The 26,167-nt window shown below is 47.1% G+C and carries 31 protein-coding genes; 13 read left to right on the plus strand and 18 right to left on the minus strand.

From position 1 onward, the window contains the following. Positions 1-74: 74 nt before the first annotated feature. The 7 genes from WD312_03365 to WD312_03395 all read right to left on the minus strand — a co-directional run bounded on the left by WD312_03365 (position 75) and on the right by WD312_03395 (position 5,079). A complete protein-coding gene (locus WD312_03365; GenBank protein MEX2564126.1) occupies positions 75-482 on the minus strand; it encodes a hypothetical protein in 408 nt (135 codons plus the stop codon). 76 nt (positions 483-558) lie between these two features. Next, on the minus strand, positions 559-894 hold the full coding sequence (locus WD312_03370) for a hypothetical protein (GenBank protein ID MEX2564127.1): 336 nt from the start codon (positions 892-894) through the stop codon (positions 559-561). A 17-nt stretch (positions 895-911) separates the two neighbouring features. Beyond that, positions 912-2,012 carry an RIP metalloprotease RseP gene (rseP, locus tag WD312_03375; GenBank protein ID MEX2564128.1) on the minus strand — a complete coding sequence of 367 codons (1,101 nt, stop codon included), beginning with the start codon at positions 2,010-2,012 and terminating at the stop codon, positions 912-914. 137 nt (positions 2,013-2,149) lie between these two features. After that, positions 2,150-2,701, minus strand: a complete 552-nt coding sequence (gene frr / locus WD312_03380) for a ribosome recycling factor (GenBank protein ID MEX2564129.1) — start codon at positions 2,699-2,701, stop codon at positions 2,150-2,152. A 76-nt stretch (positions 2,702-2,777) separates the two neighbouring features. Continuing rightward, the gene (locus tag WD312_03385) at positions 2,778-3,290 is read right to left on the minus strand and encodes a hypothetical protein (protein ID MEX2564130.1); all 513 of its coding nucleotides are present in this window, start codon (positions 3,288-3,290) and stop codon (positions 2,778-2,780) included. Between the two features lie 9 nt (positions 3,291-3,299). Next, positions 3,300-4,004 (minus strand): hypothetical protein, encoded by a 705-nt coding sequence (locus tag WD312_03390; protein ID MEX2564131.1) that lies wholly within the window; start codon positions 4,002-4,004, stop codon positions 3,300-3,302. 61 nt (positions 4,005-4,065) lie between these two features. Further along, on the minus strand, positions 4,066-5,079 hold the full coding sequence (locus WD312_03395) for a rod shape-determining protein (protein MEX2564132.1): 1,014 nt from the start codon (positions 5,077-5,079) through the stop codon (positions 4,066-4,068). A 237-nt stretch (positions 5,080-5,316) separates the two neighbouring features. Here WD312_03395 and WD312_03400 point away from each other — a divergent pair, with 237 nt between their 5' ends. The 5 genes from WD312_03400 (at position 5,317) to fmt (ending at position 11,680) form a co-directional block, all read left to right on the plus strand. Next, on the plus strand, positions 5,317-6,840 hold the full coding sequence (locus WD312_03400; GenBank protein MEX2564133.1) for a UDP-N-acetylglucosamine 1-carboxyvinyltransferase: 1,524 nt from the start codon (positions 5,317-5,319) through the stop codon (positions 6,838-6,840). 60 nt (positions 6,841-6,900) lie between these two features. Then, positions 6,901-7,725, plus strand: coding sequence for a hypothetical protein (locus WD312_03405; protein ID MEX2564134.1), 825 nt, complete (start codon positions 6,901-6,903; stop codon positions 7,723-7,725). Between the two features lie 92 nt (positions 7,726-7,817). Then, positions 7,818-9,737, plus strand: a complete 1,920-nt coding sequence (gene priA / locus WD312_03410; protein ID MEX2564135.1) for a primosomal protein N' — start codon at positions 7,818-7,820, stop codon at positions 9,735-9,737. A gap of 440 nt (positions 9,738-10,177) precedes the next feature. Further along, positions 10,178-10,744 carry a peptide deformylase gene (gene def, locus WD312_03415; GenBank protein MEX2564136.1) on the plus strand — a complete coding sequence of 189 codons (567 nt, stop codon included), beginning with the start codon at positions 10,178-10,180 and terminating at the stop codon, positions 10,742-10,744. 78 nt (positions 10,745-10,822) lie between these two features. Next, positions 10,823-11,680: a methionyl-tRNA formyltransferase gene (gene fmt, locus WD312_03420; GenBank protein ID MEX2564137.1), complete on the plus strand. Its 858-nt coding sequence runs from the start codon at positions 10,823-10,825 to the stop codon at positions 11,678-11,680. Positions 11,681-11,688: 8 nt separating this feature from the next. Here fmt and WD312_03425 read toward each other — a convergent pair whose 3' ends face one another. The 4 genes from WD312_03425 to WD312_03440 form a co-directional block, all read right to left on the minus strand. Then, complete coding sequence (locus WD312_03425; protein ID MEX2564138.1) at positions 11,689-11,913, minus strand: hypothetical protein; 225 nt, start codon at positions 11,911-11,913, stop codon at positions 11,689-11,691. Positions 11,914-11,925: 12 nt separating this feature from the next. After that, complete coding sequence (gene raiA / locus WD312_03430) at positions 11,926-12,300, minus strand: ribosome-associated translation inhibitor RaiA (protein ID MEX2564139.1); 375 nt, start codon at positions 12,298-12,300, stop codon at positions 11,926-11,928. A gap of 190 nt (positions 12,301-12,490) precedes the next feature. Further along, positions 12,491-12,961, minus strand: coding sequence for a YbhB/YbcL family Raf kinase inhibitor-like protein (locus WD312_03435; GenBank protein MEX2564140.1), 471 nt, complete (start codon positions 12,959-12,961; stop codon positions 12,491-12,493). Between the two features lie 568 nt (positions 12,962-13,529). Further along, positions 13,530-14,516, minus strand: a complete 987-nt coding sequence (locus WD312_03440; GenBank protein MEX2564141.1) for a hypothetical protein — start codon at positions 14,514-14,516, stop codon at positions 13,530-13,532. 190 nt (positions 14,517-14,706) lie between these two features. Here WD312_03440 and WD312_03445 point away from each other — a divergent pair, with 190 nt between their 5' ends. Further along, the gene (locus WD312_03445; GenBank protein ID MEX2564142.1) at positions 14,707-15,021 is read left to right on the plus strand and encodes a YdeI/OmpD-associated family protein; all 315 of its coding nucleotides are present in this window, start codon (positions 14,707-14,709) and stop codon (positions 15,019-15,021) included. A gap of 193 nt (positions 15,022-15,214) precedes the next feature. On the opposite strand, the gene WD312_03450 is transcribed toward WD312_03445, so the two are convergent. From WD312_03450 to WD312_03460, 3 genes are all read right to left on the minus strand, one after another. Beyond that, positions 15,215-15,583: a hypothetical protein gene (locus WD312_03450; GenBank protein ID MEX2564143.1), complete on the minus strand. Its 369-nt coding sequence runs from the start codon at positions 15,581-15,583 to the stop codon at positions 15,215-15,217. A 162-nt stretch (positions 15,584-15,745) separates the two neighbouring features. Further along, the gene (locus WD312_03455) at positions 15,746-16,093 is read right to left on the minus strand and encodes a hypothetical protein (GenBank protein ID MEX2564144.1); all 348 of its coding nucleotides are present in this window, start codon (positions 16,091-16,093) and stop codon (positions 15,746-15,748) included. Between the two features lie 802 nt (positions 16,094-16,895). Next, entirely contained in the window at positions 16,896-17,216 is a 321-nt protein-coding gene (locus WD312_03460) for a hypothetical protein (protein ID MEX2564145.1), read from the minus strand. A 596-nt stretch (positions 17,217-17,812) separates the two neighbouring features. Between WD312_03460 and WD312_03465 the strand changes: the two genes are divergently transcribed. After that, positions 17,813-18,016 (plus strand): cold shock domain-containing protein, encoded by a 204-nt coding sequence (locus WD312_03465; protein ID MEX2564146.1) that lies wholly within the window; start codon positions 17,813-17,815, stop codon positions 18,014-18,016. A 107-nt stretch (positions 18,017-18,123) separates the two neighbouring features. Here WD312_03465 and WD312_03470 read toward each other — a convergent pair whose 3' ends face one another. Together WD312_03470 and WD312_03475 are read right to left on the minus strand one after the other, a co-directional pair. Then, the gene (locus tag WD312_03470) at positions 18,124-19,131 is read right to left on the minus strand and encodes a hypothetical protein (protein MEX2564147.1); all 1,008 of its coding nucleotides are present in this window, start codon (positions 19,129-19,131) and stop codon (positions 18,124-18,126) included. 122 nt (positions 19,132-19,253) lie between these two features. Further along, entirely contained in the window at positions 19,254-19,475 is a 222-nt protein-coding gene (locus tag WD312_03475) for a hypothetical protein (protein MEX2564148.1), read from the minus strand. 52 nt (positions 19,476-19,527) lie between these two features. Between WD312_03475 and WD312_03480 the strand changes: the two genes are divergently transcribed. The 4 genes from WD312_03480 (at position 19,528) to WD312_03495 (ending at position 21,984) form a co-directional block, all read left to right on the plus strand. Further along, positions 19,528-20,400 carry a M15 family metallopeptidase gene (locus tag WD312_03480; protein ID MEX2564149.1) on the plus strand — a complete coding sequence of 291 codons (873 nt, stop codon included), beginning with the start codon at positions 19,528-19,530 and terminating at the stop codon, positions 20,398-20,400. 26 nt (positions 20,401-20,426) lie between these two features. Next, on the plus strand, positions 20,427-20,774 hold the full coding sequence (locus WD312_03485) for a hypothetical protein (GenBank protein MEX2564150.1): 348 nt from the start codon (positions 20,427-20,429) through the stop codon (positions 20,772-20,774). Between the two features lie 134 nt (positions 20,775-20,908). Continuing rightward, a complete protein-coding gene (locus WD312_03490; protein ID MEX2564151.1) occupies positions 20,909-21,115 on the plus strand; it encodes a cold shock domain-containing protein in 207 nt (68 codons plus the stop codon). Between the two features lie 125 nt (positions 21,116-21,240). Continuing rightward, on the plus strand, positions 21,241-21,984 hold the full coding sequence (locus WD312_03495) for a hypothetical protein (GenBank protein ID MEX2564152.1): 744 nt from the start codon (positions 21,241-21,243) through the stop codon (positions 21,982-21,984). Positions 21,985-22,061: 77 nt separating this feature from the next. On the opposite strand, the gene galU is transcribed toward WD312_03495, so the two are convergent. Further along, a complete protein-coding gene (gene galU / locus WD312_03500) occupies positions 22,062-22,937 on the minus strand; it encodes a UTP--glucose-1-phosphate uridylyltransferase GalU (protein ID MEX2564153.1) in 876 nt (291 codons plus the stop codon). A gap of 107 nt (positions 22,938-23,044) precedes the next feature. Between galU and WD312_03505 the strand changes: the two genes are divergently transcribed. Then, a complete protein-coding gene (locus WD312_03505; GenBank protein MEX2564154.1) occupies positions 23,045-24,391 on the plus strand; it encodes a phosphomannomutase/phosphoglucomutase in 1,347 nt (448 codons plus the stop codon). A 38-nt stretch (positions 24,392-24,429) separates the two neighbouring features. Continuing rightward, positions 24,430-24,831, plus strand: a complete 402-nt coding sequence (locus WD312_03510; GenBank protein MEX2564155.1) for a HEAT repeat domain-containing protein — start codon at positions 24,430-24,432, stop codon at positions 24,829-24,831. A gap of 93 nt (positions 24,832-24,924) precedes the next feature. On the opposite strand, the gene thiI is transcribed toward WD312_03510, so the two are convergent. Then, on the minus strand, positions 24,925-26,118 hold the full coding sequence (gene thiI, locus WD312_03515; GenBank protein MEX2564156.1) for a tRNA uracil 4-sulfurtransferase ThiI: 1,194 nt from the start codon (positions 26,116-26,118) through the stop codon (positions 24,925-24,927). Between the last annotated feature and the right edge of the window lie 49 nt (positions 26,119-26,167).

The following is a 26,167-nucleotide window of genomic DNA, read 5'->3' on the forward strand; positions in this document are numbered from 1 at the left end:
CATCTTACCGCAAACACCGCACCTCGACAATACGAGGTGCGGTGTTTGTACACGAACAAAGTTACATCAACTGTTTACGCCTGAATATCTGCTCGCCGCCTCAGGATATCATCAAGGGTGATAGACGGAACAAATGCCGGAGCGCTAGTTTCCGAAACAGTCCCATCGTCCGGCTGCGTCTTTACCTCGCCATCTTCTTCATCCTTACCTGGGCGCTGATCACTTAAAAGACCTTGGAACGCAAGTTCGAGTCCGTGCTCGTTCCAGATATCAAAAGCCTCACCCTGAAGCTCTTTGCGATCCAAAAATTCAGCAAGATCTATCTCTTCACCACGTTGCTGTTTGTACGTTTGAAAATACTCCCACATAAGTTGGAAGTGGCGGTCATACTCATTTTGAGGCTCTTCCTCGCCCGCGAGAACATTACGTGTATGCTCGTTTATATCATCTGAACTGAAAAGTTTTGAAGTGGTGTCGGTCATATGAAATATGATAATAATAGCTTTTTCACGTATATAAACTATATCACGAGCATAATTACAGGCGCAACAAACATTACTACGCAGCACGTTGCTGTTCCCTACTCTCACGAAGCTGCTCAAGTAGGTTATCTGAATCTACTTGGGTCACATTAATATCGGCCGATACCTCTTTATGGAACGCATCAAGCATGCCTTCCCTTGACCACATCCCAAGAACGGCACCTTGAACCGATTCAAAGTCATCCGGATCAAGAGATTCTCCGGTTACTTTTTCGTAGAAGTGCCACATAAGCTGAAGCTGAAGTTCGTTACGGGTTTCAGGCACCACTTCTCCGCTTAGCACCTTCGCCAAACGTTCACGTACTCCTTCTGCAGATTCTGCCGATGTGTGAGGAGGTTGTTCAAGTGACATAGTGAATAGTAGCTACGTTACAAAAGATTCAGAATATCATTATACGTCACCGCGATCATCAGGAGAATGAGTAGCGCAAAACCAACCAAATTAAGCCCATTGGCTACTTTTGGATTTATCGGTGAGCGCTTAACCGCCTCGATAGCCACCATTACTAACCGACCGCCATCGAGCGCCGGAAACGGCAGCAAGTTAATGATCGCCAGGTTTATCGAGATAAGCGCCGTAAACTGAAGAAGGTAGACGAACCCAAGCACGGAAGCGTCACCAACGAGCCCGACAATACCCACAGGGCCGGCGACCTGAGAGTAGTCAGCCGCACCGGTGAATGCATCAAAAACAAATACTGAAATACCGATCGCTATAGACTTCGTAAGCTCACCCGTGACCAAATACCCCTGCCAGAGTGCCTGGTGCGGTGCAAGTCGCAACGTTCCCATCATACTCATGGTAATACCGACCGCTTGACCATCCTCAATGACACCTTCTGCAGGTTCAATACTCTCGGTCAAAAGCTGATCTCCCCGTTCTATCGAAAAAGCAAGTTCACTATCCGGATTCGATTGAATGAAAGCACTTACGTCCCCGGGTAACAACGGTGCTTCCAATTGAGTTTCGCCTGAAGAAAGTCCGACAATGACATCACCGGACCGTAAACCCGCCAACTCTGCCGGAGAATCCGGCGCGACTGTTATAACCATGAGCTCAGGATCGGTTACGGTGCCAAGCGCGTCATACTCCACCGGCGTTGGCTGACCGATCATAAAACCAACTGATATTAAAAGCCAAGCAAAGATCATATTAAAGGTGACGCCCGCAACTAACACGAGCGCCTGCTTGTACCGCGGCTTGCTGACAAAACTACGCGGGCTACTCTGCGCTCCGGGGTCATCCGCGTCGTCGTAGTTTTCTCCGAATATCTTTACAAACCCACCTATCGGCAAGAGATTAAGTGTGTATTCAGTCTCTCCGATCTTAAATAAACGAAGAACTCGAGGCGGAAGCCCGAGTCCGAATTCATCAACTCGAATACCGGATGCTTTTGCAACAATGAAGTGCCCAAATTCGTGCACTAAGATCAAAAGTGCCAGTATGATTATAAAATAGAGTATGGTCATGACGATTTAAATCTCAAATTCCAAGCACCAAATTTCAATGTTCCCAAATATTCCAGCGCGCGGACTACTTTGATCTTTGATATTAGAATTAATGATAGTGATTGCTATTTGTAATTTAGTGCTTTTGCTTAATGTAATTACTCAGTAATTTCTTTTTTCTTTCGTTCCTCCATTTCTTCAAGGCCCTTGTTGGTTTTCTTTACCAGATCTTCCATCTGTTCTTTCAGACGATACTTATCATCTTCGCTAATATCACCATCTTTCTGTTGATTCTGGATATCGTCCCAAACCTCATCTCGAGCAGTACGCACCGAAACCCGAGCCTCTTCAAGCTTTTGTTTTGAAAGCTTTAAAAGCTGCTCTCTTCGCTCACTCGTTAATTCAGGAAACGTCACACGCAAACCCTGATCATCCACATTGACCGACAGACCAACGTTTGCATTTTCGATCGCGCTCTCAATAGCGCTTGAAACACTCTTGTCCCACGGTACGATCCGGATCGTCTTCGCATCTTCGGTTGTTACCGTTGCAACCTGGTTGATCGGCATCTGTGAGCCGTACACCTCCACTTTTACTGAATCGAGCACGGCGGGTGCCGCGCGTCCAGTACGGATACCTTTGAACTCGCTACTTAGCCAGTCCTCTGCGTCTTGAAGCTGTTTTTTAAAATCACTAAAATCGTAATTCATACGTGAGCGCCTAAGTTTAAAGAAGGGTTTAAGAGAAGTGTTCGTATCATACCAAGGAATATAAATTGGAACAATATTACAAAATATCAATAAAGGTCATAACGCCTGCCCAAACCATAACTGCAAGGACAGCTATAAGAAACTGTGAGAAAGCGCCCACCAAAGGCTGTGGGATCTCATATTCACTATGGATCCACTCATGAAATGACTGCAACCAGCCGAGTGGCCGAGGAGCCAAAAAATAACCAAACTGAAGCACGTCCGGCAACACGCCACCGACAAGACCGGCAACGAGCACCGATGCAAAGCTTGGTGTAAGAACAACGAACGCAAGCACGGCAAGTATACCCAGACCAAAATCAACTCCCAGCTTTACACAATCACCGAGAAACGATCGATCGAACACCATTGTCTTGTGAACCACACCGTGACTCTCCGGCGTTCGCTTAGACACAAGCGTATAATCCCAATGCGGGATCATATCCAGCAAAAAATGACTCGCCACACCAACAGCAACACCGACAACCGGGTCTGTAGTTATCACCGCTGCTGCTGCGGCGCCAACAACTGAATGCGTACTAAGGATCATAGGTCACATCTAGAGGCGCAGGGCAATATACTCGAGCAGTAATTTTAATGATGATCCCGGATCATCAAGATACTGTTTATATTTAGTAATAATTTCCAGTCCGTCTCTGCTTCGCCGGGTAAGAGTGCCATCAGCCGCTCTCAGGCCGGCAAGTACGCGCTCGCAATTATCCACAAGACGTCTGGCGGCTGTCTTATCCTTTGCCTCGATAATAGGTTTGAGTAGCTCTATCCGCTCAGGCGCACTCGCGCGAAGAAATATTTCAGCGTCAACTCCCCTGCTTGTGTCTTGTCTCTGGTCACCCAGCTCAGCCAGCGAACCATCAGTCAATGAAATAAGAGCAAGCCTGGAACGGAGAGTCGGCAAAAGACCGTCAGCGTGAGGCAGGCAGAGAACGAATACGGTTGACTGGGCCGGATCCTCAAACGTTTTCAGTAATGCGTTTTGGGACGCCTGTGGTAAATGATCAGTTTCAATAACAATAAGTGTTCGCGCTGCAAGAACCGGCTTGCGCGCCTGCTCCTCTCGTATACGTCGCGCTGTCTCTATGGACAGTGGTGACTCGATGTAACGATAGAGATCAGGATGACCCTGCGGCGGAACCTCGAATACTTGTTCTATCGCTTGCGCAATACTGTCTCGCACATGACCTCCTTCACCCACCACACAAATAGCGTGATGCTGTGAAAGAAGTTGAACAAGATTATCTATCATATACTGCGTACCTATCGCTCCTTATAACGTATAAAAATATAACGAGATCAAAAACAACTCTTTATCTTTTAGCAGCGATCGTTCTCTTGTACATCTCTAGATGTTCCAGTGCAATACCGGTCCCTTTAACCACACACAGCATCGCCTCATCAGCGAGTGCACATTTTACACCGGTTCTTCTATACACCAACTCCGGTAGATTACGAAGCTGAGATGACCCGCCCGTCATGATGATCCCCCGGTCAATAATGTCAGAAGACAACTCCGGTGGAGTTTCCTGGAGCACATCTTTGATAGCGTTTATCATCTCCTTGAGTTCCTGATTGATCGCCTTGGTGATCTCGTTCGTCTTGATCTCGACCGAGCGTGGCAGACCGGAAACATAGTCACGACCTTTGATCGTGATCGAACTCTCTTCATCGAGCGGCACAGCTGAACCGATCTTGATCTTAATATCCTCAGCTGTTTTATCACCAACCGCGAGATTGAACGTTTTTTTAATGTAATCAGTTATCGCCGCGTCTACACGATTTCCTGCACACTTCACAGATGTAGAAGCAACAATACCGCCCAGCGAGATGACCGCAACATCGGTCGTACCGCCACCAATGTCAACGATCATGTGTCCGGCCGCTTCGTGAATAGGAATCCCGGCCCCGATAGCGCTAAGGATCGGCTCTTTGACCACGTATGCGTGCTTAGCACCTGCACGAACCGCCGCCTCAACGACGGCCCGGCGCTCGGTTGAGGTGACGCCCGCAGGCACCGACACAAGCACCTCAGGTTTAAAGAATGTCCATTTACCGAGGGCTTTGCTTATGTAATAGCGAAGCATTGCCTCAGTCACTCGATAGTCAGCGATCACACCGTCCTTCATGGGCCGATACGCGATCACGTTATCCGGTGTGCGGCCGATCATGATCTTCGCCTCGTTGCCGACCGCCAAGATCTTATTGTCTTCCTGCGAGACGGCGACAACCGACGGCTCGTTGAGCACGATACCCTTACCAGGTACGTATACGAGCGTATTTGCTGTTCCAAGATCGATACCAAGTTTTCGAGTGAATAGTGCCATACCATTGAGAAGTAAGTATCTAGTATACAGTATTATGGAGTATGGTACCCCTTGCCCCCTTTTTTGACAAACCTGTTCTCAGTGAAGCGGCTTTTCTATTCTGTGACACCTCTAACTATTTCTAGAACGTAAACTATAGAGGCGGCATGTCACATCCGTGAGAGGGATATTTAAGGGGATGACAAAAAGTAATATCTCATATATGATATACTCTTAAATCACTTAACTTCATACGCCATGACATCCCAATCTCAAGAATTTCTTACCCACCTCGGCTCTCTGATCCACCAGCTTCGTGAAGAGCGTGGGATCACTCAAAAAACCTTTGCTACTAAACTCGGTACGGCCCAAAGCGCAATTGCTCGCATTGAAGCCGGCCAGCAGAACATCTCAACTGAAATGCTTTCTCGCATTAGCGCCGTACTTGAGCGAGACTTGGTCAACCTCTCCGAGGGTTCTTTAAGTATCCAGATCAACGGAGGCAAGAAATTAAGCGGCACTATCCCTGTCAAAACCTCCAAGAATGCCGCCGTTGCCCTACTAGCGGCCTCCCTTTTGAATAAAAGCACCACCACTCTCAAAAGGGTTCCGAAGATCGAGGAGGTTCACCGACTCATTGAAGTGCTTAAAAGTATCGGTGTGAGTGTGGTCTGGAATAACGGCGATCTTACCATCACACCCCCCGAAAAACTCTCCCTGTCTGATATTGACGCAGTTGCTGCCGGGCGCACGCGCAGCATTATTCTCTTTATCGGCGCTCTCCTTCATCGGAGCAAACGTTTTCGTATCCCTCAGGCGGCCGGGTGCAAACTTGGCGCGCGCACGATCAAACCACACCTCTACGCTCTCGAAGAACTCGGTGTATCTATCACGACCAAACATGATAACTACACGATCGAACATAAAGGGCTCTCAAGCGGACGTATCGTGTTATATGAATCCGGTGACACAGTCACAGAGAACGTCCTCATGGCTGCTGCTCTAACGCCCGGCACGACCACAATTCGCTACGCTTCTGCTAATTACCAGGTCCAGGATCTTTGCTACTTTCTTGAGACGCTTGGTGTAAAGATCGAGGGTATTGGCACCACAACTCTTGTGGTTCATGGCATAAAGGAGATCAACACACCGGTCGAATATCACCTTTCTGAAGATCCAATCGAAGCAATGTTCTTTATTGCGGCAGCCGCGGTCACCCGCTCCGCGATCAAGATAGAACGATGTCCGATCGATTTTCTCGAGCTTGAATTACTCACACTCGAAAAGATGGGCTTCAAGTATACCGCAAGCAAGCGCTACAAAGCCGCCAACGGCAAGACAGACCTCGTTGATATTAAAACACGGCCTTCTCGACTGATAGCGCCGAGCGAAAAGATCCACCCACGCCCATACCCGGGGCTCAATATTGACAACCTTCCATTTTTTGCAGTTATTGCCACGCAGGCCGAAGGTCAGACGTTTATTCACGACTGGGTGTTCGAGAACAGAGCGATCTATTACAAAGAGCTCGACAAACTCGGTGCTGACACGATCCTCGGCGACCAGCATCGCTTCTATGTGACCGGACCGACCAAGTTAAAGGCCCAAGAGATCGTCTGCCCCCCTGCCCTACGACCCGCGGCCATCATCTTAATCGCCATGCTTGCAGCTGAAGGAACATCAACGCTACGTAACATCTACAGCATCAACCGCGGATACGAAGACCTTGTAAAGCGTTTGAACAGCCTCGGTGCTGACATTCACTTATTGCGGTCGGTGTAAGAGATCCACCATTGCAATTACCTGTGTTTTTTGAAACGATGGGAGCTAACCTATACCGCCATGGTACATACAGACCGTATTCGTGAACAATTGCGTGAGAAGAGAGCATACGTGTGGACTGCTTTCAGCTTTCTCATCTTTTTTCTGCTACTCGGTCTTGTTACTGAGACCGGATATCGGATCTTCTCGACATTAGGACTCACAGACGCCGGAACCGTGAAGATCGTTCTGCCGGACACAAATATGCAGGTGTACCATAACGATACGTATGTCGATCAGAGCTCAGAGCAAGGCGAGATCATTACGCTCAACAACCTTCCTACCGGCGAGCACAGTATTATTGTTGCACGACAAGGATCATATCCTTGGGCAAAAAAATTCAAACTCACGGCCGACGAAACACGTGTTCTTGAGCCGTTTCTGATACGACACAAACTCCCCCAAAGAACAGTTGATTCAAGCGCCGATCATTTCGCTGAGCTCGTGAGCGAAGTACAACGAACACAAGTACCGACAAAAGAATCACCGCTTTCTTCCCCGGATCAACCGGTTTTAGTCTGGGTAGAGAACAATGTGATCCAAGCGCAGTGGGAAGGTGACCTAGATAACGCACCTCACTCATTTTGCGTAGACTCAGAACAGTGCCTCAAGAGCATTTCTGCACTCCCTTCTGACGAACCTATAAAAAACATCACTTTTTACCATAACCGAAGTGACGTAATACTATTCTCTTCCGGAAACGGTATCTACGCGCTTGAATTAGTGGCCAGTGGCGCACCAAGCTTTCAGCCGATCTTCGAAGGAACTGACCCGAATTTCATAAAGACCGGAACCACTACGATCGCCGTCTTGGACGATGGTCAACTTTTTGAGGTTGGACTCTAACTACGCTTTACAGAGCGAGATTCTGACCCCCTCCTTTTTCTTTGTGACAAGCGACGCTTGATACAAAATACGAAATACTAGATACTAGCCACATGTATATCATTGACGTTATCCCCATAGCAAAAGGAATGGGCAAAGATCATTTGTCATATTTTACCTCACAAGAGGTCCTGCCGGGCAAACTGGTCACCGTACCCGTACGCAAACGCACGCTTTCCGCGCTTGTCGTGAACTGTGAAAGCGCACAGAAGCGCAAGACCGAATTGAAATCCTCCGGCTTTGCACTCAAGAAGATAGCCAAGCTTCACAAGACATCCTTTTTAGACGAAGGACTGATCACCGCTGCTCGAGATACAGCAACATATTTTGCCACAACGCCCGGCCGAGTACTTCAGACGATCATTCCAAGCGCGATCCTAAACGATCTATCTTCGATAAAAAAACCCAAGAATTCAACACGGAATACGAAAAAGAACCTTGAGCAGACGAAAACAACGCACGAAAAGTTCCTGCTCCAAACACAGCCAAGTGAACGCCTGGCACACTACAAAAGCCTGATCCGAGAAGACTTCGCCAAGGATCAGTCTGTTTTTTTCTGTCTCCCGACGATCGAAGATATCAACAAAGCAAAAGCAACCTTAGAGAAAGGTATCGATACCTACACTTATGTTTTGCACAGCAACTTAAGTAAAAACAAACTCCAAGAGATCTGGAATGAGATCACGCAACAGAACCATCCGGTACTGATCATTGCCACACCGCTTTTCCTATCGATCCCCCGAAATGATCTCGGCACGATCATAGTCGAACGTGAAGCTTCCCAAAGTTATAAGCAACAGTCCGCGCCATTTCTTGATATGCGCACTTACGCTGAGTTCTTATCACGCGCACGCGGTGTTCGTTTTGTTCTCGGCGATACACTTCTTCGAGTTGAGACACTCAAACGATACCATGACCTTGAGTTTACTGAATACATGCCGCTCAAATACCGATCACTGACCTCTGCACAAACATCACTAGTAGATATGCGCGAAAGCGTCGCTAACGAGAATGATGAATTCCCGATCATCAGCCCGGAACTCAAGGAACTTCTTTCAAACGCTCTCGAGAAAAGTGAATTAACCTTCTTGTTTGCAAGTCGCCGGGGACTTGCTCCAATAACTGTCTGCGGAGACTGTGGTGCCCTGGTTCGTTGTAAGTACTGCGAGACTCCTGTTGTGCTTCACGAAATAAGTGAGAATACTGAACACAATGTATTTCAATGTCACAAATGTGGCACAACTCGCTCGGCCCATGAAACCTGTAAAAGCTGTGGTAGTTGGCGACTCAACGCTCTCGGTGTCGGCGTCGAAAGAGTTATTGAATCGATCACAAAGTCATTTCCTGATGTCACCATCTTTCGAATAGACAAAGACAACACACGCACCCATAAACAGGCCCTCAGCGTCATTGAAAAATTTTACCAAACACCCGGCAGCGTCCTGATCGGCACTGAAATGGGTATCCTCTATCTTTCTGAGGAGATCGAGAATATTGGCGTTGTCTCCCTCGACAGCCTGTTTTCGGTACCTGACTTTCGCATTAACGAAAAGATCATCAATATTCTCATTACGCTTCGCCTTCTCGCGCAGAAACAGTTTCTGGTCCAAAGCCGAAACGCTGAACAACCTATTCTTCAGCACGGTCTTTCCGGAAACCTGATCGACTTTTATCGACAAGAGGTGACGGTCCGCAAACAATTTTCCTATCCACCTTTCACTGTTCTTGTTAAGATCACTCGTCGTGGAACCCAAGACAAGGTTGAAGCAGATATGAAGTGGCTTCAAGATACGGTTGGATCTGATCGCATAACCATGTATGCCGGATCCCCACCGATCGTAAAAGGAAAATTTGTAATGAACGCTCTTATTAAAGTTCCACGTGAGCAGTGGGTGGACGAACCCCTCCTTACGTTACTTAATTCCCTTCCACCTCAATTCATTATTCAGATCGATCCGCAAAATATTCTTTGATCACGTTTGGCACGTAGACAAACCATTTGTAACAATGCTATAACATGGTGGACTGTTCTTCACCATCAACCATGGAGATCACTGATGCGACGACTCATCGCTACCGCTCACACTCCTGTGCACATTGTACGCACACGCGTACTGCACCTGAGAATACTCTATAGACGCGGCCGCGGGAGGTTCAACGGACACGATTTCACCCCTTGTCCCAAGTGCGGAAACGACACGCTCGCGAAAGCCAACTTTGATCTTAAAAAGAGCGACATCGCTGGTCCCGGCATCTGGCCAGGCGAATACCACGGTCAATGCATACATCCGCACTGTGATCATCGTGAATCTGTGTGACCTTCCGGTTTGATCTCCATAACAACCTTCTGCCCTCTCCGTAAAACGGTCCAGGGCTTTTTCTTTTCTCACTATTCCGATACAATTCACTGATCATGCCTATATCAAAGATCGTTCAGGAAGGGGAAGGCACTATACTGCGCAAACGAGCCAAGGACATTAAAGAATCCGAGATCGGCTCTGAGACTCTTTCGAATATCATCCAAAAAATGAAAGACGTTCTCGCCCTCCAAGACGACGGGGTGGCAATAGCAGCGCCACAGATCGGCGAATCACTGAGAGTATTCGTGGTATCCGGTAAAGTCTATGATCAACTTGAGAGATCTGATCAACCAGAACTCGACAGAATCGATGAGTCCCGCAAAAAAAGAAGCCCCGACAAAACATTTATTAATCCCGAGATCATTAAAACCTCAAAGGAAACCCTTCCTCTTGACGAAGGATGCCTGTCGGTTCGTCACTACTACGGGCAAGTACTTCGCCACAGTAAAGTTACTGTCAGAGCACTCGATGAAGAGGGCAACGCATTCACAGAAGGGCGTTCCGGTCTTCTCGCGCAGATCTTTCAGCACGAGACCGATCATCTCAACGGTGTTCTATTTATAGATAAAGCAAAGAAAGTTGATTATCGAGCGCCGAAGGAGAAAAATGAAACAAAATAAATGGAAGGATCTGAAAATAAAATATTAAAGTGTAAGATCCTTGTAAAATAATAGATCACCTTTAGATACTTTTCATACATGAATACAAACATAAAAATGGTTTTTTTCGGCACCGACGATTTTTCAATACTTGTTCTCGAAGAACTAGCTCGTCGCGATATCCTTCCTGACCTTGTTGTCACCGCGCCGGACACACCACAAGGTCGACAGCTCAAGGTTCTGCCACCCTCGGTAAAGGTCTGGGCACTCGCTCACAACATACCGTTCCTTCAACCGTACTCACTAAACGAGGCATTCGGCAACGAACTCAAACGTCAGGAATGGGATGTTTTCCTGGTAGCTTCATACGGCAAAATAATACCCAAGGAGATACTGGATATTCCAACCAATGGATCATTAAATATTCACCCTTCCCTGCTTCCGAAGCTTCGCGGGGCTTCACCGATCCAGAGTGCTATTCTTACTGAAGAAGAAACCGGAGTAACACTCATGCTTATGGACGAAAAAATGGATCACGGCCCCATAATTGCTCAGAAAAAAGTTTCTATCGACAGCTGGCCACCTAAGGCAAATATCCTAGAAGCCATTCTTGCGCGTGAAGGAGGTGCGCTATTTGCTGATAATCTTCATCCGTGGATCAAAGGAGAGAAAAAGTCAGAAGAACAAGACCACTCACAAGCCACGTTCACTAAAAAAATAACAAAAGACCAAGCCGAGCTTGATCTATCAGACGATCCTGAGAAAAACTTTCGCAAGATCCAGGCGTTTCATGAATGGCCACGTGCGTACTTTTTTACGACCAAAGACAACAAGCAGTTTCGGGTGATCGTTACCGATGCAAAACTTCAGAACGACCAACTGGTCATTAAACGAGTTATCCCTGAGGGCAAGAAAGAAATGGATTTTGAATCGTTCGAACGAGGATATCGAGAATAAAAGATTCTCTACCGGATATCTTGTGAGTCATTCGGCTCGTTATCGCCCTCACTCATATCCTGCAGAAGATCACTTCCTACTCCGCCCGGATTTAACATACGAGAATGACTATGCGCCTGCTCAGCATCCTGATACAAGGCGGTCATGATAATTGTTATTGCAACCGCCCAAACGAGTACTGCCACAAAAAGATATGGGTGGATAGGCTTATGTTTACTCGTGCGTATATACATACATTATTATGTCTATTTACGACCCCAGCCGCGAAGCATCTCTTTTAATTTCTTTCCACCTTTCCGTAGCAGAGTTGTTTGTTTTTTCTGGTGAGACTTCAACTGCCTCTCAAGATCATCGCGCGCCTCATCAATAGCGGCATATAGGTCTATTTCTTCAGCCTCGGCATACAGGTCTTTGCCGGCAATATGTAGATTAAATTCCGCACGATATACCTCACCGGTTTTGTGGTGTTCGGTTGTCCTGCCCAGGTCAACATCGCACATCGCACTTTCATCATTCGGGTCAACTAATTTTTCACTAACTCTGCTAAGCTTTTTTTCAAGATAATTGGTTATTGCATCGCTAAGATCAATGTTCGTTGCCTGCACAATATTGATTTTCATACAAGTATATATTTATTGGCCGTAGTTTAATTACGATACCCTTAGTATATCACAGCAGTATTTACACTATTCCCCACCTCGTCCGCCACACTCTGAGTTATGTGATAACGGACCACCTGCACTATCCCGCACTATCTTTGATCAATGACAGTGTGCAGAGATAATACTTACCAACACAGATAAACAAACGTTATACACCTCGTCTTTTAAAATGCGTAGGTAATACGATCTTCTGGAGCACATTCCCGGTCATTGCCACCATAACATCGTCTTTCGTTACTCCTTCCGAAAGATTTAGTAATGCGTCCAAGCTGTACAAGGTAAAGAGGTATCGATGGCGCTCTCCGACAGGAGGGCACGGACCGTAATATCCGATATTCCCGGACGTACCTACCCCCAATGTACCGTCTGGATCTTGGCCTTCAGGTATATCAGTTGTCTCCGGCAGTATGTCAAACACTATCCAGTGATCGAATACACCGGTTGGGGCATCAGGATCATCCATTGTCAACACAAGAGACCGGGCTTCTTCATCAACACCGCTAATAGTAAGAGGTGGACTAATATTGTCACCGTCACATGTATATTTAACCGGTAGATCTTTACCTTCCTCAAAAGCAGTACTGGAAAGTGTAAGTCCATTCCTTTCTAGATCGTTCATTTTGCTCATTTCTCTTTAGACAGCGCAACAACCGTATTTATGACACACCGGAGATAATAAAACCGCCCAGCTAATGCTGAGACGGTGTCGAAACGCTTCTATCATGTGATGACGCTTATTTTTTGATCTTTCTCTTCCTCGGGACTAAACTTTTCTTGGTGAATTTCCCCGTGCGCCGACCGGCCGGTTTCCCATGGATCGGACAATCCGGATTTTTTGAGCTGATGGGGCCGAATATCACTCCGAGTGAATTGCGATATCGAGAACAAGAACATTTCTTCCCGTAAATTACATCATCACATACAGGACAGGTTGGATACGTAGTACTGTGCTCGTTACCACATTTTCCGCATCTGATTTCAATCATCTCTCACTCTCCTTGTTGCATTTTTGAAGCAAAAAATAACTCTCAGCCTCCCTCTCCCCACGTATAGTACCGTTCTTTACACTTCGTGCAAGCAAGCAAATTAATGTGCAACCAAACCTACAATAGTGTGTAACAACCTGTATTACATGCTCTTATATCGCTTCACTGTTGCACAAAAGACATCCTCTCTCACAACAAAAGCTAAAGGAACAGCGTACCAATCTGCGCCAGAACAAAAAATAAGTATAGCACAACGAGCAAGAGTCCTTCCCTTCGAGAGATCGATCTTTTTGACTTCAAGAAAAGCGACGCAAAGAAGAAAGACAAAGCAGTAAAAACAATACCGACCATCAAAATGTGCGAGTCATTCAAACGAACGGGAGAAATGAGTGCCACTATTCCAAGCGTCAATGTTGAGTTGATAGCCGCCGCCCCAAAAATATCGCCGAGCGCCACACCGCCGTGTTTTTTCAATACACTTCGCAAGCCAATAGTAAGTTCAGGCAGACTGGTACATGTACCGACGATCAATACCCCCACGAGTACTTCAGATATACCAATTGCGAGCGAGAAGTCCTTTGCGTTTACAACTATCGTAAGTGTAGCAACGATCAAAGCAGCAACACCTATCGCAAAAATAAGTAAGTGTTTAGAGAAATCTTTCCAACTCGTAGCAACCTCATTCACTGAAGCAACTAGGTGAGGACGGAGAACTTTGCGGCCCAAAATAGTATCGTCAATGTCTAGAAGTCTAAATATAAGCACAACAAAAAGCACTAACAGTATTGAACCGTCAAGCCGCGAAAGCGTACCATCGAGCGCCAGCATAAGTGGGGCAAGCATCACAGAGAGTTCGATGAGCCGATTTTCCTTAAAGTGTGCGTAATCTTTAAGATTGATTGAACCACCCACAACAGCAACGGCACCAAGTATAAGCGTGAGATTCACTATGTTAGTACCGAGAATATCTCCAAATGAAAGCTCTGATACACCCAAAAGAGCGGAATTGATACCCACCGATAACTCAGGAAGCGCGGTCGCGAGTGCGATCAAGAAGAAAGAAAGCACGTACTCAGAGACGGAAAGAAAACGCGCCAGCACACTCAGCGACCGAACAACGTACTTCCCTGCCTGGATCAAGGCAAAGATCGCTATAAAAATGACAAGAAGAGAATAAAAAATATCCATAGATTCTAAGTTCTGAATAATGTGAAATCCTAACGATCTCTTCACAATCGGTATCTAACATATATCAGTATAACTGAAATAGTATCTTACCGTATGGGGACTGGACATTCTAAATACAGAAATTCTAAAAGCCACCATTACACCGATCAATTTCTGTGGCAGAAAATCTTCGGTTTGCTAAGATGGTTACATGTCAAAAAAGAAGATGTCCAGCGGCACAGCACACAAACTACCGAGCGATCTGCGAAGAGCGCTTTCCTCCTCTTCGAAAGCCCTTGTGACATGGGAGGACATTACACCCCTTGCCCGCAATGAATGGATCTGCTGGACGATATCGGTCAAGACCAAAGAAACAAGAAAAAAACATATTGAACGAGCAATTGAGGAACTCGCGGAAGGAAAGCGCCGCCCGTGCTGCTGGATGGGTTGCGTCCATCGGAAAGACAAGCCGGCAAGCCCTTCACAAAAATACCTACTCAATAGACATTCCAAGAAGTCATCGTGAGGACCATCAAATCTATGAACGCCTCAACGCGTTGAGGCGTTCAGCATAATACATTACTGCTATCGCGATGAGGTTAAACCGGTGTTTGCTCCGATTGATAAAGGAAGTTAGAACGTGTTTGGTATAAAAAGAACCCTTCGCTTGTCGCTAAGGGCTCAGTACGCAATATGGATTTCAGAGAGCTTAAGTGCCCTCAGCCAACGTCGGTGTAACTGTACTCTTTGCCTTGTAGGTCAGGGCATAGCTCTTCGAGCTTTGCACGAATAACTTCAAAGCGTTTTTCGGAGAGTGATTCCCAATCACACACCTCAAACCAAGCAACTTTGTGCAACTCTTGAAGCAGCTTGTGCGCGGCGTCGCTTTGGTTGCCAATACTCGAATCTCGTTGTTGCACAAGAGCGCGTATTCTTCGATGTAACTCCCCACAAGCGTTATTCGCTGTCTCATGTGCTTGAGGAGAGTTCGAACCAGAAAGACCTTCTTCATATCTGACTTTATCTACGAGCTTGTTTATTTCCAGGTCAGATGTGTGCTGGGGATAATAAGGTGCTCCACCGGGCATGGTGCATCCTTTCAGTTAAGAATTAAAGGAACAGGAGTGTTTGCCAACAATAGTACCACTGAGAATGAAGTTCGACTTCACTATTTCCACCACGTCTATCTCTTCCTCTGAAGCCTCTTCGGGTGATTCGATTTCAGGATGCTTCTTTCTTTGGGCTGGAGCTCAGACTATATCATCTGTGACAGTAGAGAAGGTCTTGAATTCTTCGGAATTTAAGTAAGCCTGAGTTTTGATCAATAGCAAGGCTTTATCGCTAGGATCACGAGGAACAAGTCGGCAGATTATCCTTAATCGCGTTGTATCTTGGTTTGTCAGGCACTCTATTCCCAGAGGATAGTCCTCCTCAGGTTCTGGTGTTCGAAGACCGCTTCCACCAATTGATCGATAGTACCGATCAACGTTATGCACCGCACTTTTGAGCTTGAAAACAACAAATGATTGCCCAGACTCAAGAGCTTGGATCAGACCACCCTCCCACGCAGAAACAGGCTCGTATTGAGTGATCTCCATGTAGAAGCTTACATATCTTCTCTGACGGATCTTTATTTGCAGCAAACGTCTCCATTGCGTTTTAATGAACGTAAGCATCTACAGCTCCTTCTGTTTTGTCAGGTTGGGAAACTCTTCATAAATACTGACATTTAAATTTAAAATGTCAATATTTGTTCTTGAATTCTAACCTGAATCGCAACGAAGACTTTTGAACGCCTCAACGCGTTGAGGCGTTCAGCATAATACATTACTGCTATCGCGATGAGGCTAACCTAACTCCCGAGGTTAAACCTCGGGAGGATAGAAATTTGCTCACTCCCCACGGAGGCAAGAACAACAAAACGGCTACGCGCAAGGCGTAGCCGTTTTGATCGTTTGCTCCGGGGGTGGGGATCGGGGTCAAGTCACTAAGCTCACTCATCCCTTCGGTCTTCATTCACTAAGTGCTTCCTCCCCGGACTCGGCGACAAGCACTCCCTTCGGTCGTCTTGTAATACCGCCTCCGTCTTTCGATCCCCACCGCCGAAGAGAACCAGAAAGACCCTACCGCTGTCGCGATAGGGTCTAACTGGTTCTAGCTCCGGGGGTGGGGATCGAACCCACGACCACTCGATTACACTTATCCAACTGTTTCCAGAAGGGGTGGACTATATCATCTCCCGTTGTTTTATAACACGAGGGAGCGAGGCGCTTCCCATTCGCTGTTAGGCGAACGGTACTCCGTAAAGGATAGTCTCTGAACCTTTCCGCCGACTGGCGGACTTGGCTGCGGATTTCCATATTCTTTCGAACGTAGGATTCCCGACAATTCACCTCGTTATCATTCCTGAGTTTCCTCAGGAAGCTGCGAGACACCGTCGTGAACCTCCATATGGCAATTGGCACAAAGTAACACACACTTTTCGATTTCAGCTTTTATCTTTTCCCATGACCTTGTAAGACCACGAGCAGACATGCCGAACTCTTTCTTTGATTCATCCTTATGATGAAAACTAAGTGCGCGCGGAGATTTGTGGTAACCACACAAGGCACACTTACCGCCCATATGGTCGCGAGCCATCTGACGAAGTTTTTTTCTTCGTTTCTTCACAGCTTCACGCATATATACGGCGCGGTCGGCGTATGTTCGTTTTTCTGGCATACATAGTTGAGTATACCATCTTCAACAAACAAGTAGTTCACAGTCGAGCGCTCTGCCGCTGAGCTACCCCGGATTATGAGGAGCGGAACGGGATAATTTTTCTACAGCACCCGCTTTTTGAGAAATTTCATTTCTCAGATTCCGTGGGGCGAAATATACTGAAAAGCTTGTTTTTCTGTATATTGAGCCTCAACGGAACGAGGACTCAGTCCTCGGAAAGCGGGTGCTGACAAAAGAATTATCACATTGCGTCCGAACTGCACGCCGTGGCAAGGTTTCCTTCCCCCGGATATTCTGTATGTGTAAGTACATCTACGCCGTCAGCGCAAGCTCTGCTTGCCAGTACGCTTTTGCATAACTCTCGCACATCTTCGGGGCAAGGTCTGCTTACCCCGAAATGATTTCTGTAAAATACAAACGCTCACTGAGCGTCTTAACATTGTACTTAAAAAGAACAACTTCGCAAATTATACATGACCATATTTTCATTGCTATTGTATTTAAAGTAACGTACACTGTATGAAATCGACTCTGCAACAGATACTCTGTTTCAGCTCACCGGTTTACATTATCCACGTTTCTCAAACAACACAAGAATGGCACAAGGAACAATCAAAAAGCTAATGTCAGATCGAAACTTCGGTTTCATCGACATTGAAGGACAGGACAAAGACCTCTTCTTCCACGCAGACCAGCTGCAGGGCGTAACATACGACGAGCTTAACGAGGGCGACACCGTAGAGTTTGAAGTAGCTGAGACCGAAAAAGGTCCAAGCGCAAGCAACGTTACTCGAGTTTAAGTACAACTCAAGCAAATCAAAAACACCCGCCAGGAGGCGGGTGTTTTTGTATTCTCGTACTCGTACGTAATTGGATGGCTAGTTAGAATGACTAGCATCTGAAAAAACTAATTCTCCTCTCCCTCATCTCGAACAGTTCGTTCCACTCCTTCCTCTTCTACCGAGATCATAGCGTCATGATCTGCACGAATAGTAGCTGCGAGCGTGGAGCCAAAACTCTGATCACCCTTACGGGAAAGAAACCCGTACCACGGGTAGTCCACTGAAACATCGCCGTCAGCCTCAGCTCGAGCAACTGCCGTTACACTCTTAGGAATGAATCCGAACAGATACACCCGTGAATTGTATGTAACCTCGGTCGCCTCAGCGTCAGTTGCAATGTCCTCCACTTCCTCGTTTTCTATCGCGGCTGAAGCAACCTTGATGCCGAAGTCATTTGCTGAATTCACCTCATTTGCAGCCGCTAGCCGTGCCCGCACTGCTTCTTTCTGCTCAGGATTCCACCCTCTGACTTCAGCCCCAGAAACACGCAGGCTTATATTGCTCCTTGTTAGCGATTCAACGGAATCCTCATCATCACAATCGTCGCTCCCGCATACTTGTCGAATTGACACTCCTTGATACAGAAGCGGACTCGACTGATCTATCATAAGAACATCCATTAGCTTCGGGCTTGCCGCATCAATTTCCTTTGTTGCCCTAAGACTTGGTGTTGCTTTATCAAGCTCCTTGGTCACGCCCGTACGAGTTGGAACACCGTCACCATCATCGTCTTCATCGTGTGGATCAACAACTCCTTCGGTTTCATTAGATCGCGATGAGTTATGATTTTGTGCCCGACCGTCTGAATCACTTTCTGTCCTGACATCAGCGTGACCGTCAGCATCTGTGTCTGAATCGTTCATCTCTCGCTCTTCCTCTGAGTCATCCGAAACACCGTCGTCGTCACTATCCTCATCCTGAGCAGAAACAGTGGCTGACCCCTCAGCTTGGATCCGTACCGGTGATTCTTCGTCTGTGTCATGATCGTCTCCATCGTGCCCTTGCACCACAAGAGCGCCTCCGGAGAGCGCCATGAGCATACACATCGCAACGAGTACTGAAAAATTCTTCATATTACGCTTATATTATACTTATATTACATCCGGTTAATTACTGTTATTTATCCTTTTACGTATCACTGCCACTAGCAAGTAGTCTACCACACAAGTCTATTAATCTACCTCAGGTAGGTCCTTTAGTGATAGTCCTGCCGACTATCAAAAACAGTTTGTGCTTTTTGCATCCCCTCTTCCGGTGTTATGTCGCCTTTACGCACCGCCTCTGTTATAGAAGCCATCTGCGCCGGCTCACCGTCCAAACTCCCCGTACTCATTTCTTGTAAAAGACGCTGGTTGATCCGTTCGATGGCTTCCTCAGGGCTTATCTCGGGTTGTGGTTCAGGTGTTTTTTCATTCATATACAAACTATATCACTTTATGTCTACCACGGTATCATGCTACAATCCACATATGACATTTTCACATCCGGCGGTCTATATTCCCACAACCCTTACCGTACTGCTTGCTGCAGGGCTCGGATATACCTATTACGACTTCTCAATGAAGCTTGAGGCGACGCAAAGCGAGCTTGCTTCGAGTACCGAACGTGTTGCCGCGCTTGAAGATGAGCTTGCGAGCTCAGAGAAGATCAGTACAGAGCTTGCTGAGCGACTACGCGAGGAGGAGGCGATCGTTGATGAATTCAGCGACACGATCCGAGAACTTTCCGGTGATATTGGTCACCTAACCCGACTTGAAGAAGTTGACGAGGAACTTTTGCAAAAATACTCTAAAGTATATTTCTTAAATGAACACTATCACCCGGGACAGCTCGAGAAGATCGACCAGGAATACGTTCAAAAAAGCGAAGAAGAATATGTCCACAAAAAGGTCTGGCCTTTCTTGGAGGAAATGCTTGAAGACGCAGAAGATGATGACGTAGAACTACGTATCATTTCCGCCTTCCGTTCGTTTGACGAACAAACCTCGCTCAAATCACACTACGATGTCGTCTACGGTGCCGGAACGGCAAACCAATTTTCAGCCTCGCAAGGATACTCAGAACACCAGCTCGGAACAACTATTGACTTCACAACCCCTCAGCTTGGCACAAACTTCAATAGCTTTGACCAAACCGAGGCATACGAGTGGCTAGAAAACAACGCACATAAATACGGCTTTGTTCTCTCCTACCCCGAAGACAACGCCTACTACCAATTCGAACCATGGCACTGGCGTTTTGTTGGCGAAGAACTTGCTGAAGATATTCACGACGACAACACAAGCTTCTACGACATGGACCAGCGCGAGATCAACAAATACCGCGCAGACATGTTTGACTAACCTGTCGTCTACCCTTCATATTCAGAATGGAAAAATACATTCTCTTCGTTTGGCATGCTGCTTGGGATCCGATCGAGCGTCTGTATCGAGCAAACGCAATCGGCTCGGCATTTATAATAGCCGTAGGTAGTATTATTGGCTTTCTTTTCCTGCCAATTACGATCGGAATTTTTCTTCTTTGGCTTACGCTCCGTTATGTTTCAAACAAAACACTGCGCTACACACTCTCCGGTCTGATCGTCCTTATTACCGCTTTTGTAGGAACAACCTGGATCTATGTCATGATAACGGAGCCGTCACTTGATGCGCACAAAACAGGACTAGAGGAACGAACCGGAAGGACACAGCAAAAAAAGAATAGTGACCAACACTAAAAAGATAGTGGATCTTTCATTCATTTTGCATTGACTTTTCAAGTATGTGGTATATACTATTGGGACCAAAACGCACTCTCTTGAGGTTGAGGAGAAGCTGACGTTTGGTGTATTATTTTTAGGTCAATACCACGATGCAAACAGGAACAATTGCGAAGGTAACTGACCGTGGCTACGGCTTCATCAAAACTGATGATCAGGAAGAAGACATTTTCTTCCACGCCAGCGAGCTCACGGAAGGTGACTTCAACAGCCTTCAAGAAGGCGACAAAGTTACGTTTGAAGTTGGCGAGAATGACAAAGGTCCATTCGCCCAGAACGTTACTCCAGCAGCTGAGTAATCTTGCTCACTGATGAATAAAACCCCCACTTTCGAGTGGGGGTTTTATTTTGCCTTACTATTTATTTTATTACCTGTTACCTGACACGACTGTCAATGTATTTTGTCAAAAATACATATGAGTATATGATACAGACAGTTGTTGTTTTCAGTTTGCACTTTCAACCAACCACAAGGAGGGGGTTCGTGACCGTACGCAACATACCTCGGGAACACTGCAACGAGTTTGATCCACTCGTTCCGATAGACCTCACGGCGATATCATTCAATCTCACAAAGGAGTACAACGAGATCATCTTCGTTCCAAGCGTCGGACGACTCGCCTTCGTAAACCAGTGGCCCGCCGGGTTGCAAGAGGATCTGGCCGCTGATTCTTTCTTGTTCGATGAGCAAGCAGTTCCTGTCTGCAATAAACTCGGCATTAGCCGAGGCAGAACATTGCTTCTGCGAACAGGAGCGGATCAGAAGACGACCGTGGAATGTAACGCTATGGACGCACTCACAGAAACTCCGTACAGGATATACTGCGGAGTGAACAGTGAAATGCTGAGCAGTCCTGAGTCATGCAGAGACATCAGCCCGATGAGCATGCTCGTCGTCTTCGATCAGCGACTAACACCCAGGGCACAGAGCTCACTCCTAGAGCATCTGAGCTGGGGGCTGTTTACTCAAAAGTCGCTCGGGGCACTCATCTCACATGGAAACGCTGCCCCTCTCTCGATCGCAGTATGCTCCCCGTCAGCTCATCTCAAAGAGGTGCGCGAGGCCGATGGAGAAACGTCGGTTGAAGTAGCGGTGAAGCAAACCCTCTGCACTGCTGTCCAGCAGGCACTTGAACGTAGCTCGTCGGCTTCGACCTCGCTTGCATAAACACCGTCACGCTCGACACCTTCAAAGCACAAACGCCATACCGCCTTGCTATCACGCAAGATCGGTATGGCGTTTTTTTACAGCTTAAGAGACTTGAGATATTTTTTAAATTCTTTCTTTGTCTCACCGTGGTAAAGACCAAGATGGACCGTTGCCTTAAGAAAGCCAAGTTTGGAACCACAGTCAAACCGATATCCCTCGAACATATCTCCATACAGAGGGTTTTTATCGTTTACATAGGCATGTAAGGCATCTGCTAAACGGATCTCCCCTTCTAGCTGCGTTTTCTCAAGCTTACGCAAATACTGCCAGATCTCAGGCGTGATAATGTATTTGCCAACGACGCCAAGCCTCGAAGGCGCTTCTGCGGGAGTTGGTTTCTCAACCAGATCACTTATCTTATACAGACGATCTTCTACCTTTTTCGCTTTCACAATACCGTACTGCGAGACGAGCGATTTAGGAACCTGCTCAAGACCGATAATAGGCGCCTGTAGCTTTTCGAATGCATCTCGCATCTGAGTCAAACAATGATCTTTGCCGATAATAACATCGTCACCGAACAACACAGCCACCGGCTCATCACCTATGAGATGCGCAGCTGCCAAAAGCGCGTGACCGTCGCCCCGCGCTTCTTTTTGGCGTACATACGTGAAGTTGGCCATCGAAGAGATGCGCCTGGTCTCATCAAGCATCTGCTTTTTTCCTTTTTGCTCAAGTATCCGCTCGAGCTCAGGAGCGGAATCAAAATGATCTTCGATAGCTCGTTTCCCTTTACCGGTAACGAATATCACCTCCTCAATACCCGCGGCAACAGCTTCCTCAACCAAAAACTGAATAACCGGCTTATCAACAAGCGGCAGCATTTCTTTTGGCTGAGCCTTTGTAGCCGGCAAAAATCGAGTTCCGAGACCGGCTACCGGCAAGATCGCCTTTCGTATACGTGTCTTCATAGTAAGCTGTTTTAAAAACGTTTAGTAATGCATCCGTTTCTTTACCTTTTTTTGTTTTTCTAGAGAGCAGGCGTACAATAACGATTATACACGTAACTTTTACCCTTATGAACTTTAGCGACATTATAAAGTCCTACGACGTCCGAGGTGTTTATCCTGATCAGATCAATGAAGAGCATGTCCGTATTTTAGGCGGCGCCTTTGTGAAGTATCTCGGCGCAAAGACCGTTGCCGTTGGACGTGATTGCCGCACCTCTAGTCCGGCTTTTCACACTGCGCTTATTGCCGGTATCACTGAGCAAGGCGCTAACGTGATCGACATTGGAGAGGCTACTACACCAATGGTGTACCACGCTGCCGGCACGCTTGATGTTGATGGCGCAATAATGATCACCGCCTCTCACAATCCTCCGGAGTACAACGGCATGAAGTTCGTACGCTCCGGAGCAATACCGATCGGCAAGGAATCGGGACTAGCGGAGATCAGTGAGATCGCCGAACAAAGTCCTTTCACTCCTGCAGAGCACCCAGGAGATGTTCACCCGATCGACATCAAAACCTCCTACAGCGACTTCATTACAAAGTACGCGGACATTGATGGTAGCGTGCTTACCGCTGTTGTGGATCCCGGGAACATGATGGGGGTGTTGGATATTGAAATCCTCAAGAAACTCTCCCCTGCCCTAAGTGTGTCGGCTATTTTCGATAAGCTTGACGGCACTATGCCAAATCACGAAGCCAACCCGCTCAACAAGGAAACCCTGACAGACTTGCAAACAGAGGTAACCAAACAGGAGGCTGATATAGGTATTGCGTATGACGGAGACGCTGACCGGATCGGCTTTGTAGACGAACAAGGCCGCGTGATCCAACCTCATCTGATCACCGCCCTGCTTGCCCGACATATTCTTTCTAAGAACCCCGCAGCAGCTATAGCGTACGATGTTCCCTCATCCCGTTCAGTGAACGAAGAGATCACGAAGCATGGCGGCACCCCGCTCCTTACCAAGGTTGGAACTGCCAACATAAAGTCAGAAATGCGTGAGCAAGAAGCGATCTTTGGAGGTGAATTTTCCGGTCACTACTACTTTAAGGACCACTTCTACTCTGAGGCACCAACCCTCGTGGCAATTCTCGTGTTGAACATGATGGTTAGAGAAAACAAGCCGCTCTCAGAACTCATTGACGCGGTTCAACACTACCACCACAGTGGCGAGATGAATTACGAGCTTGCGCCGAACACGAACAAGAACGCCATGCTCACCCAATTTAAAGACACATATAGTGACGGAGAGCTTACCGAACTCGATGGAATCCGCGTCGACTTTCCCGACTGGTGGTTCCTTGTACGCCCATCAAACACAGAGCCACTCATGCGAATGGTAGTGGAAGCAGCAACGCCTAAACTACTCGAAGAAAAGAAATTGGAGCTATCAAAAATCATTGACAAATAGTATTAAAACGTTATCTTATACATAGAAAGGAGGTTGTCATGTATATCCCTAATCCCAGGGAAGCAGCACAGGAGGCTGACGCCTCCGTTCTTACGTTTCTCGCCAAGAGTGAGGACAAGGTAGTGCGCCACACTGTTGCGAGTAATCTTGACTGCCCGGATAAAGTTATCGAGGCATTACTTTTCGACCCGGACGAAGATGTTCGCCGGGCAGCACAAGACACAGCTGATATCTGGACGTCAATGGCAGACGCGCGAGACAGCACTGACAGTGATCGTCTCCGCGAGTTAGCTAGCCATAAGCATCCTGCGGTTCGACGGCAGATTGCTGAAAACGCCTCGTGCCCTCAAGAAATTCGTGAAATTCTCAAGAAAGACGGAAACGATGAAGTTCGGAAAGCGGCACAGACCGGCCCCAGAGAACCTCCGACCATCATGTAGATTCTCTCTGTTCCATACCCTGCTCCACACAGAGCAACAAATAAATAAGTGCATCGCTCGTAGCGATGCACTTTTTTCTTTATTAAATTCAGCTTACAACTTTTTTACTTCACCGGGTGTCACCTCAAAGACCTGCATCTGCTCAAACGCCTGCGCTTCAAGACCTGCAAGATCACACCTTGACTCGGCTCGCTCCACATCCCGGAGACGAGCTTTGGTTTTAGGTTCGCTCGGCGTAAACACGCTGCAACAATCCTCGAACGGTCGCGTTGATATCTCATAGGTACCGATACGTTTCGAAAGCTGAATCGTCTCAAACTTATCGTATCCAATGAGCGGCCGAATGGTCAGCATGCTCGAGACCGCATCTACTGCCGTAAGATTTTCGGATGTCTGGCTTGCAACTTGCGCCAAGCTGTCTCCGGTAACCAAGAGTCCGTAGTGCTTCTCCTGCGCTATCCGCTCAGCGATCCGATGCATGGACCGACGAAAAAGGATCGTCCAGTACCCTTCCGACGCCTGCTGGGCTATCTGTTTCTGGATCTCTGCAAGCGACGGGGCGTAGACAGTCATTGACTCCCCTTTGAAGCGAGCGAGCACGCGAGCAAGATCTAGCGCTTTTTCTTTTGCTTTCTCGCCGGTATACGGCGCGGAGTGAAAATACACTGCATCCATCGAAAGCCCGCGTTTCATCCCTATCCAACAAGCAACCGGACTATCGATACCGCCGGACATTAGCGCAAGCCCCCTGCCGGACATACCGACCGGCAAGCCACCCGGACCTGACGTCTGGTCTTTGTCAGTATAAAGATAAGTTCCACCCTCACGCACTTCTATAAAAAGTGTAACATCGGGATCATCAAGATCCACGCCTAGACCAGGGATCTCGTCCTGAAGCACCTTACCCACCTGCACATTGATCTGCTGGGAGCTATATGAAAAATCTTTATCGGCTCGCCTTGTGACGAGGGCAAATTTCAAGTTTGTATTCCCCTTTATTAAAGTCCGGAATTTTTCTATCGCCACTTGCGTGATCACTTCAATATCATTTTCTACCATCACTGCCTCAGCAAACAAATGAATACCAAACACTCGCGACAGCGCCTCACGCGCAGGCCTTAGATCTCCGTCATTCTCAAGCGTGACCCGAATTCGTCCACGCTCCCTCTTGATCGTTGTATCCTTAGAAATAACGGCTTTTATATTAGAGACTAACCGCTCCTCAAAAAGACGCCGATTACGTCCTTTGAGGGCTATTTCCGAGTATTTTACTAAAATGCAATTCATGTTCTGTATTCAGTATTATGTATTAAAGATAAATACCGTATACGGAATA

Source organism: Candidatus Paceibacterota bacterium, assembly GCA_040905715.1.
In the GTDB taxonomy this organism is placed as follows: domain Bacteria; phylum Patescibacteriota; class Minisyncoccia; order Phycocordibacterales; family CSBR16-193; genus JBBDHZ01.

Bases quoted from the DNA above. Each gene is read 5' to 3' on its own strand.
- WD312_03365 (MEX2564126.1), bottom strand. From the start codon at position 482: ATGACCGACACCACTTCAAAACTTTTCAGTTCAGATGATATAAACGAG.
- WD312_03370 (MEX2564127.1), bottom strand. From the start codon at position 894: ATGTCACTTGAACAACCTCCTCACACATCGGCAGAATCTGCAGAAGGA.
- rseP (MEX2564128.1), bottom strand. From the start codon at position 2,012: ATGACCATACTCTATTTTATAATCATACTGGCACTTTTGATCTTAGTG.
- frr (MEX2564129.1), bottom strand. From the start codon at position 2,701: ATGAATTACGATTTTAGTGATTTTAAAAAACAGCTTCAAGACGCAGAG.
- WD312_03385 (MEX2564130.1), bottom strand. From the start codon at position 3,290: ATGATCCTTAGTACGCATTCAGTTGTTGGCGCCGCAGCAGCAGCGGTG.
- WD312_03390 (MEX2564131.1), bottom strand. From the start codon at position 4,004: ATGATAGATAATCTTGTTCAACTTCTTTCACAGCATCACGCTATTTGT.
- WD312_03395 (MEX2564132.1), bottom strand. From the start codon at position 5,079: ATGGCACTATTCACTCGAAAACTTGGTATCGATCTTGGAACAGCAAAT.
- WD312_03400 (MEX2564133.1), top strand. From the start codon at position 5,317: ATGACATCCCAATCTCAAGAATTTCTTACCCACCTCGGCTCTCTGATC.
- WD312_03405 (MEX2564134.1), top strand. From the start codon at position 6,901: ATGGTACATACAGACCGTATTCGTGAACAATTGCGTGAGAAGAGAGCA.
- priA (MEX2564135.1), top strand. From the start codon at position 7,818: ATGTATATCATTGACGTTATCCCCATAGCAAAAGGAATGGGCAAAGAT.
- def (MEX2564136.1), top strand. From the start codon at position 10,178: ATGCCTATATCAAAGATCGTTCAGGAAGGGGAAGGCACTATACTGCGC.
- fmt (MEX2564137.1), top strand. From the start codon at position 10,823: ATGAATACAAACATAAAAATGGTTTTTTTCGGCACCGACGATTTTTCA.
- WD312_03425 (MEX2564138.1), bottom strand. From the start codon at position 11,913: ATGTATATACGCACGAGTAAACATAAGCCTATCCACCCATATCTTTTT.
- raiA (MEX2564139.1), bottom strand. From the start codon at position 12,300: ATGAAAATCAATATTGTGCAGGCAACGAACATTGATCTTAGCGATGCA.
- WD312_03435 (MEX2564140.1), bottom strand. From the start codon at position 12,961: ATGAACGATCTAGAAAGGAATGGACTTACACTTTCCAGTACTGCTTTT.
- WD312_03440 (MEX2564141.1), bottom strand. From the start codon at position 14,516: ATGGATATTTTTTATTCTCTTCTTGTCATTTTTATAGCGATCTTTGCC.
- WD312_03445 (MEX2564142.1), top strand. From the start codon at position 14,707: ATGTCAAAAAAGAAGATGTCCAGCGGCACAGCACACAAACTACCGAGC.
- WD312_03450 (MEX2564143.1), bottom strand. From the start codon at position 15,583: ATGCCCGGTGGAGCACCTTATTATCCCCAGCACACATCTGACCTGGAA.
- WD312_03455 (MEX2564144.1), bottom strand. From the start codon at position 16,093: ATGGAGATCACTCAATACGAGCCTGTTTCTGCGTGGGAGGGTGGTCTG.
- WD312_03460 (MEX2564145.1), bottom strand. From the start codon at position 17,216: ATGCCAGAAAAACGAACATACGCCGACCGCGCCGTATATATGCGTGAA.
- WD312_03465 (MEX2564146.1), top strand. From the start codon at position 17,813: ATGGCACAAGGAACAATCAAAAAGCTAATGTCAGATCGAAACTTCGGT.
- WD312_03470 (MEX2564147.1), bottom strand. From the start codon at position 19,131: ATGAAGAATTTTTCAGTACTCGTTGCGATGTGTATGCTCATGGCGCTC.
- WD312_03475 (MEX2564148.1), bottom strand. From the start codon at position 19,475: ATGAATGAAAAAACACCTGAACCACAACCCGAGATAAGCCCTGAGGAA.
- WD312_03480 (MEX2564149.1), top strand. From the start codon at position 19,528: ATGACATTTTCACATCCGGCGGTCTATATTCCCACAACCCTTACCGTA.
- WD312_03485 (MEX2564150.1), top strand. From the start codon at position 20,427: ATGGAAAAATACATTCTCTTCGTTTGGCATGCTGCTTGGGATCCGATC.
- WD312_03490 (MEX2564151.1), top strand. From the start codon at position 20,909: ATGCAAACAGGAACAATTGCGAAGGTAACTGACCGTGGCTACGGCTTC.
- WD312_03495 (MEX2564152.1), top strand. From the start codon at position 21,241: ATGATACAGACAGTTGTTGTTTTCAGTTTGCACTTTCAACCAACCACA.
- galU (MEX2564153.1), bottom strand. From the start codon at position 22,937: ATGAAGACACGTATACGAAAGGCGATCTTGCCGGTAGCCGGTCTCGGA.
- WD312_03505 (MEX2564154.1), top strand. From the start codon at position 23,045: ATGAACTTTAGCGACATTATAAAGTCCTACGACGTCCGAGGTGTTTAT.
- WD312_03510 (MEX2564155.1), top strand. From the start codon at position 24,430: ATGTATATCCCTAATCCCAGGGAAGCAGCACAGGAGGCTGACGCCTCC.
- thiI (MEX2564156.1), bottom strand. From the start codon at position 26,118: ATGAATTGCATTTTAGTAAAATACTCGGAAATAGCCCTCAAAGGACGT.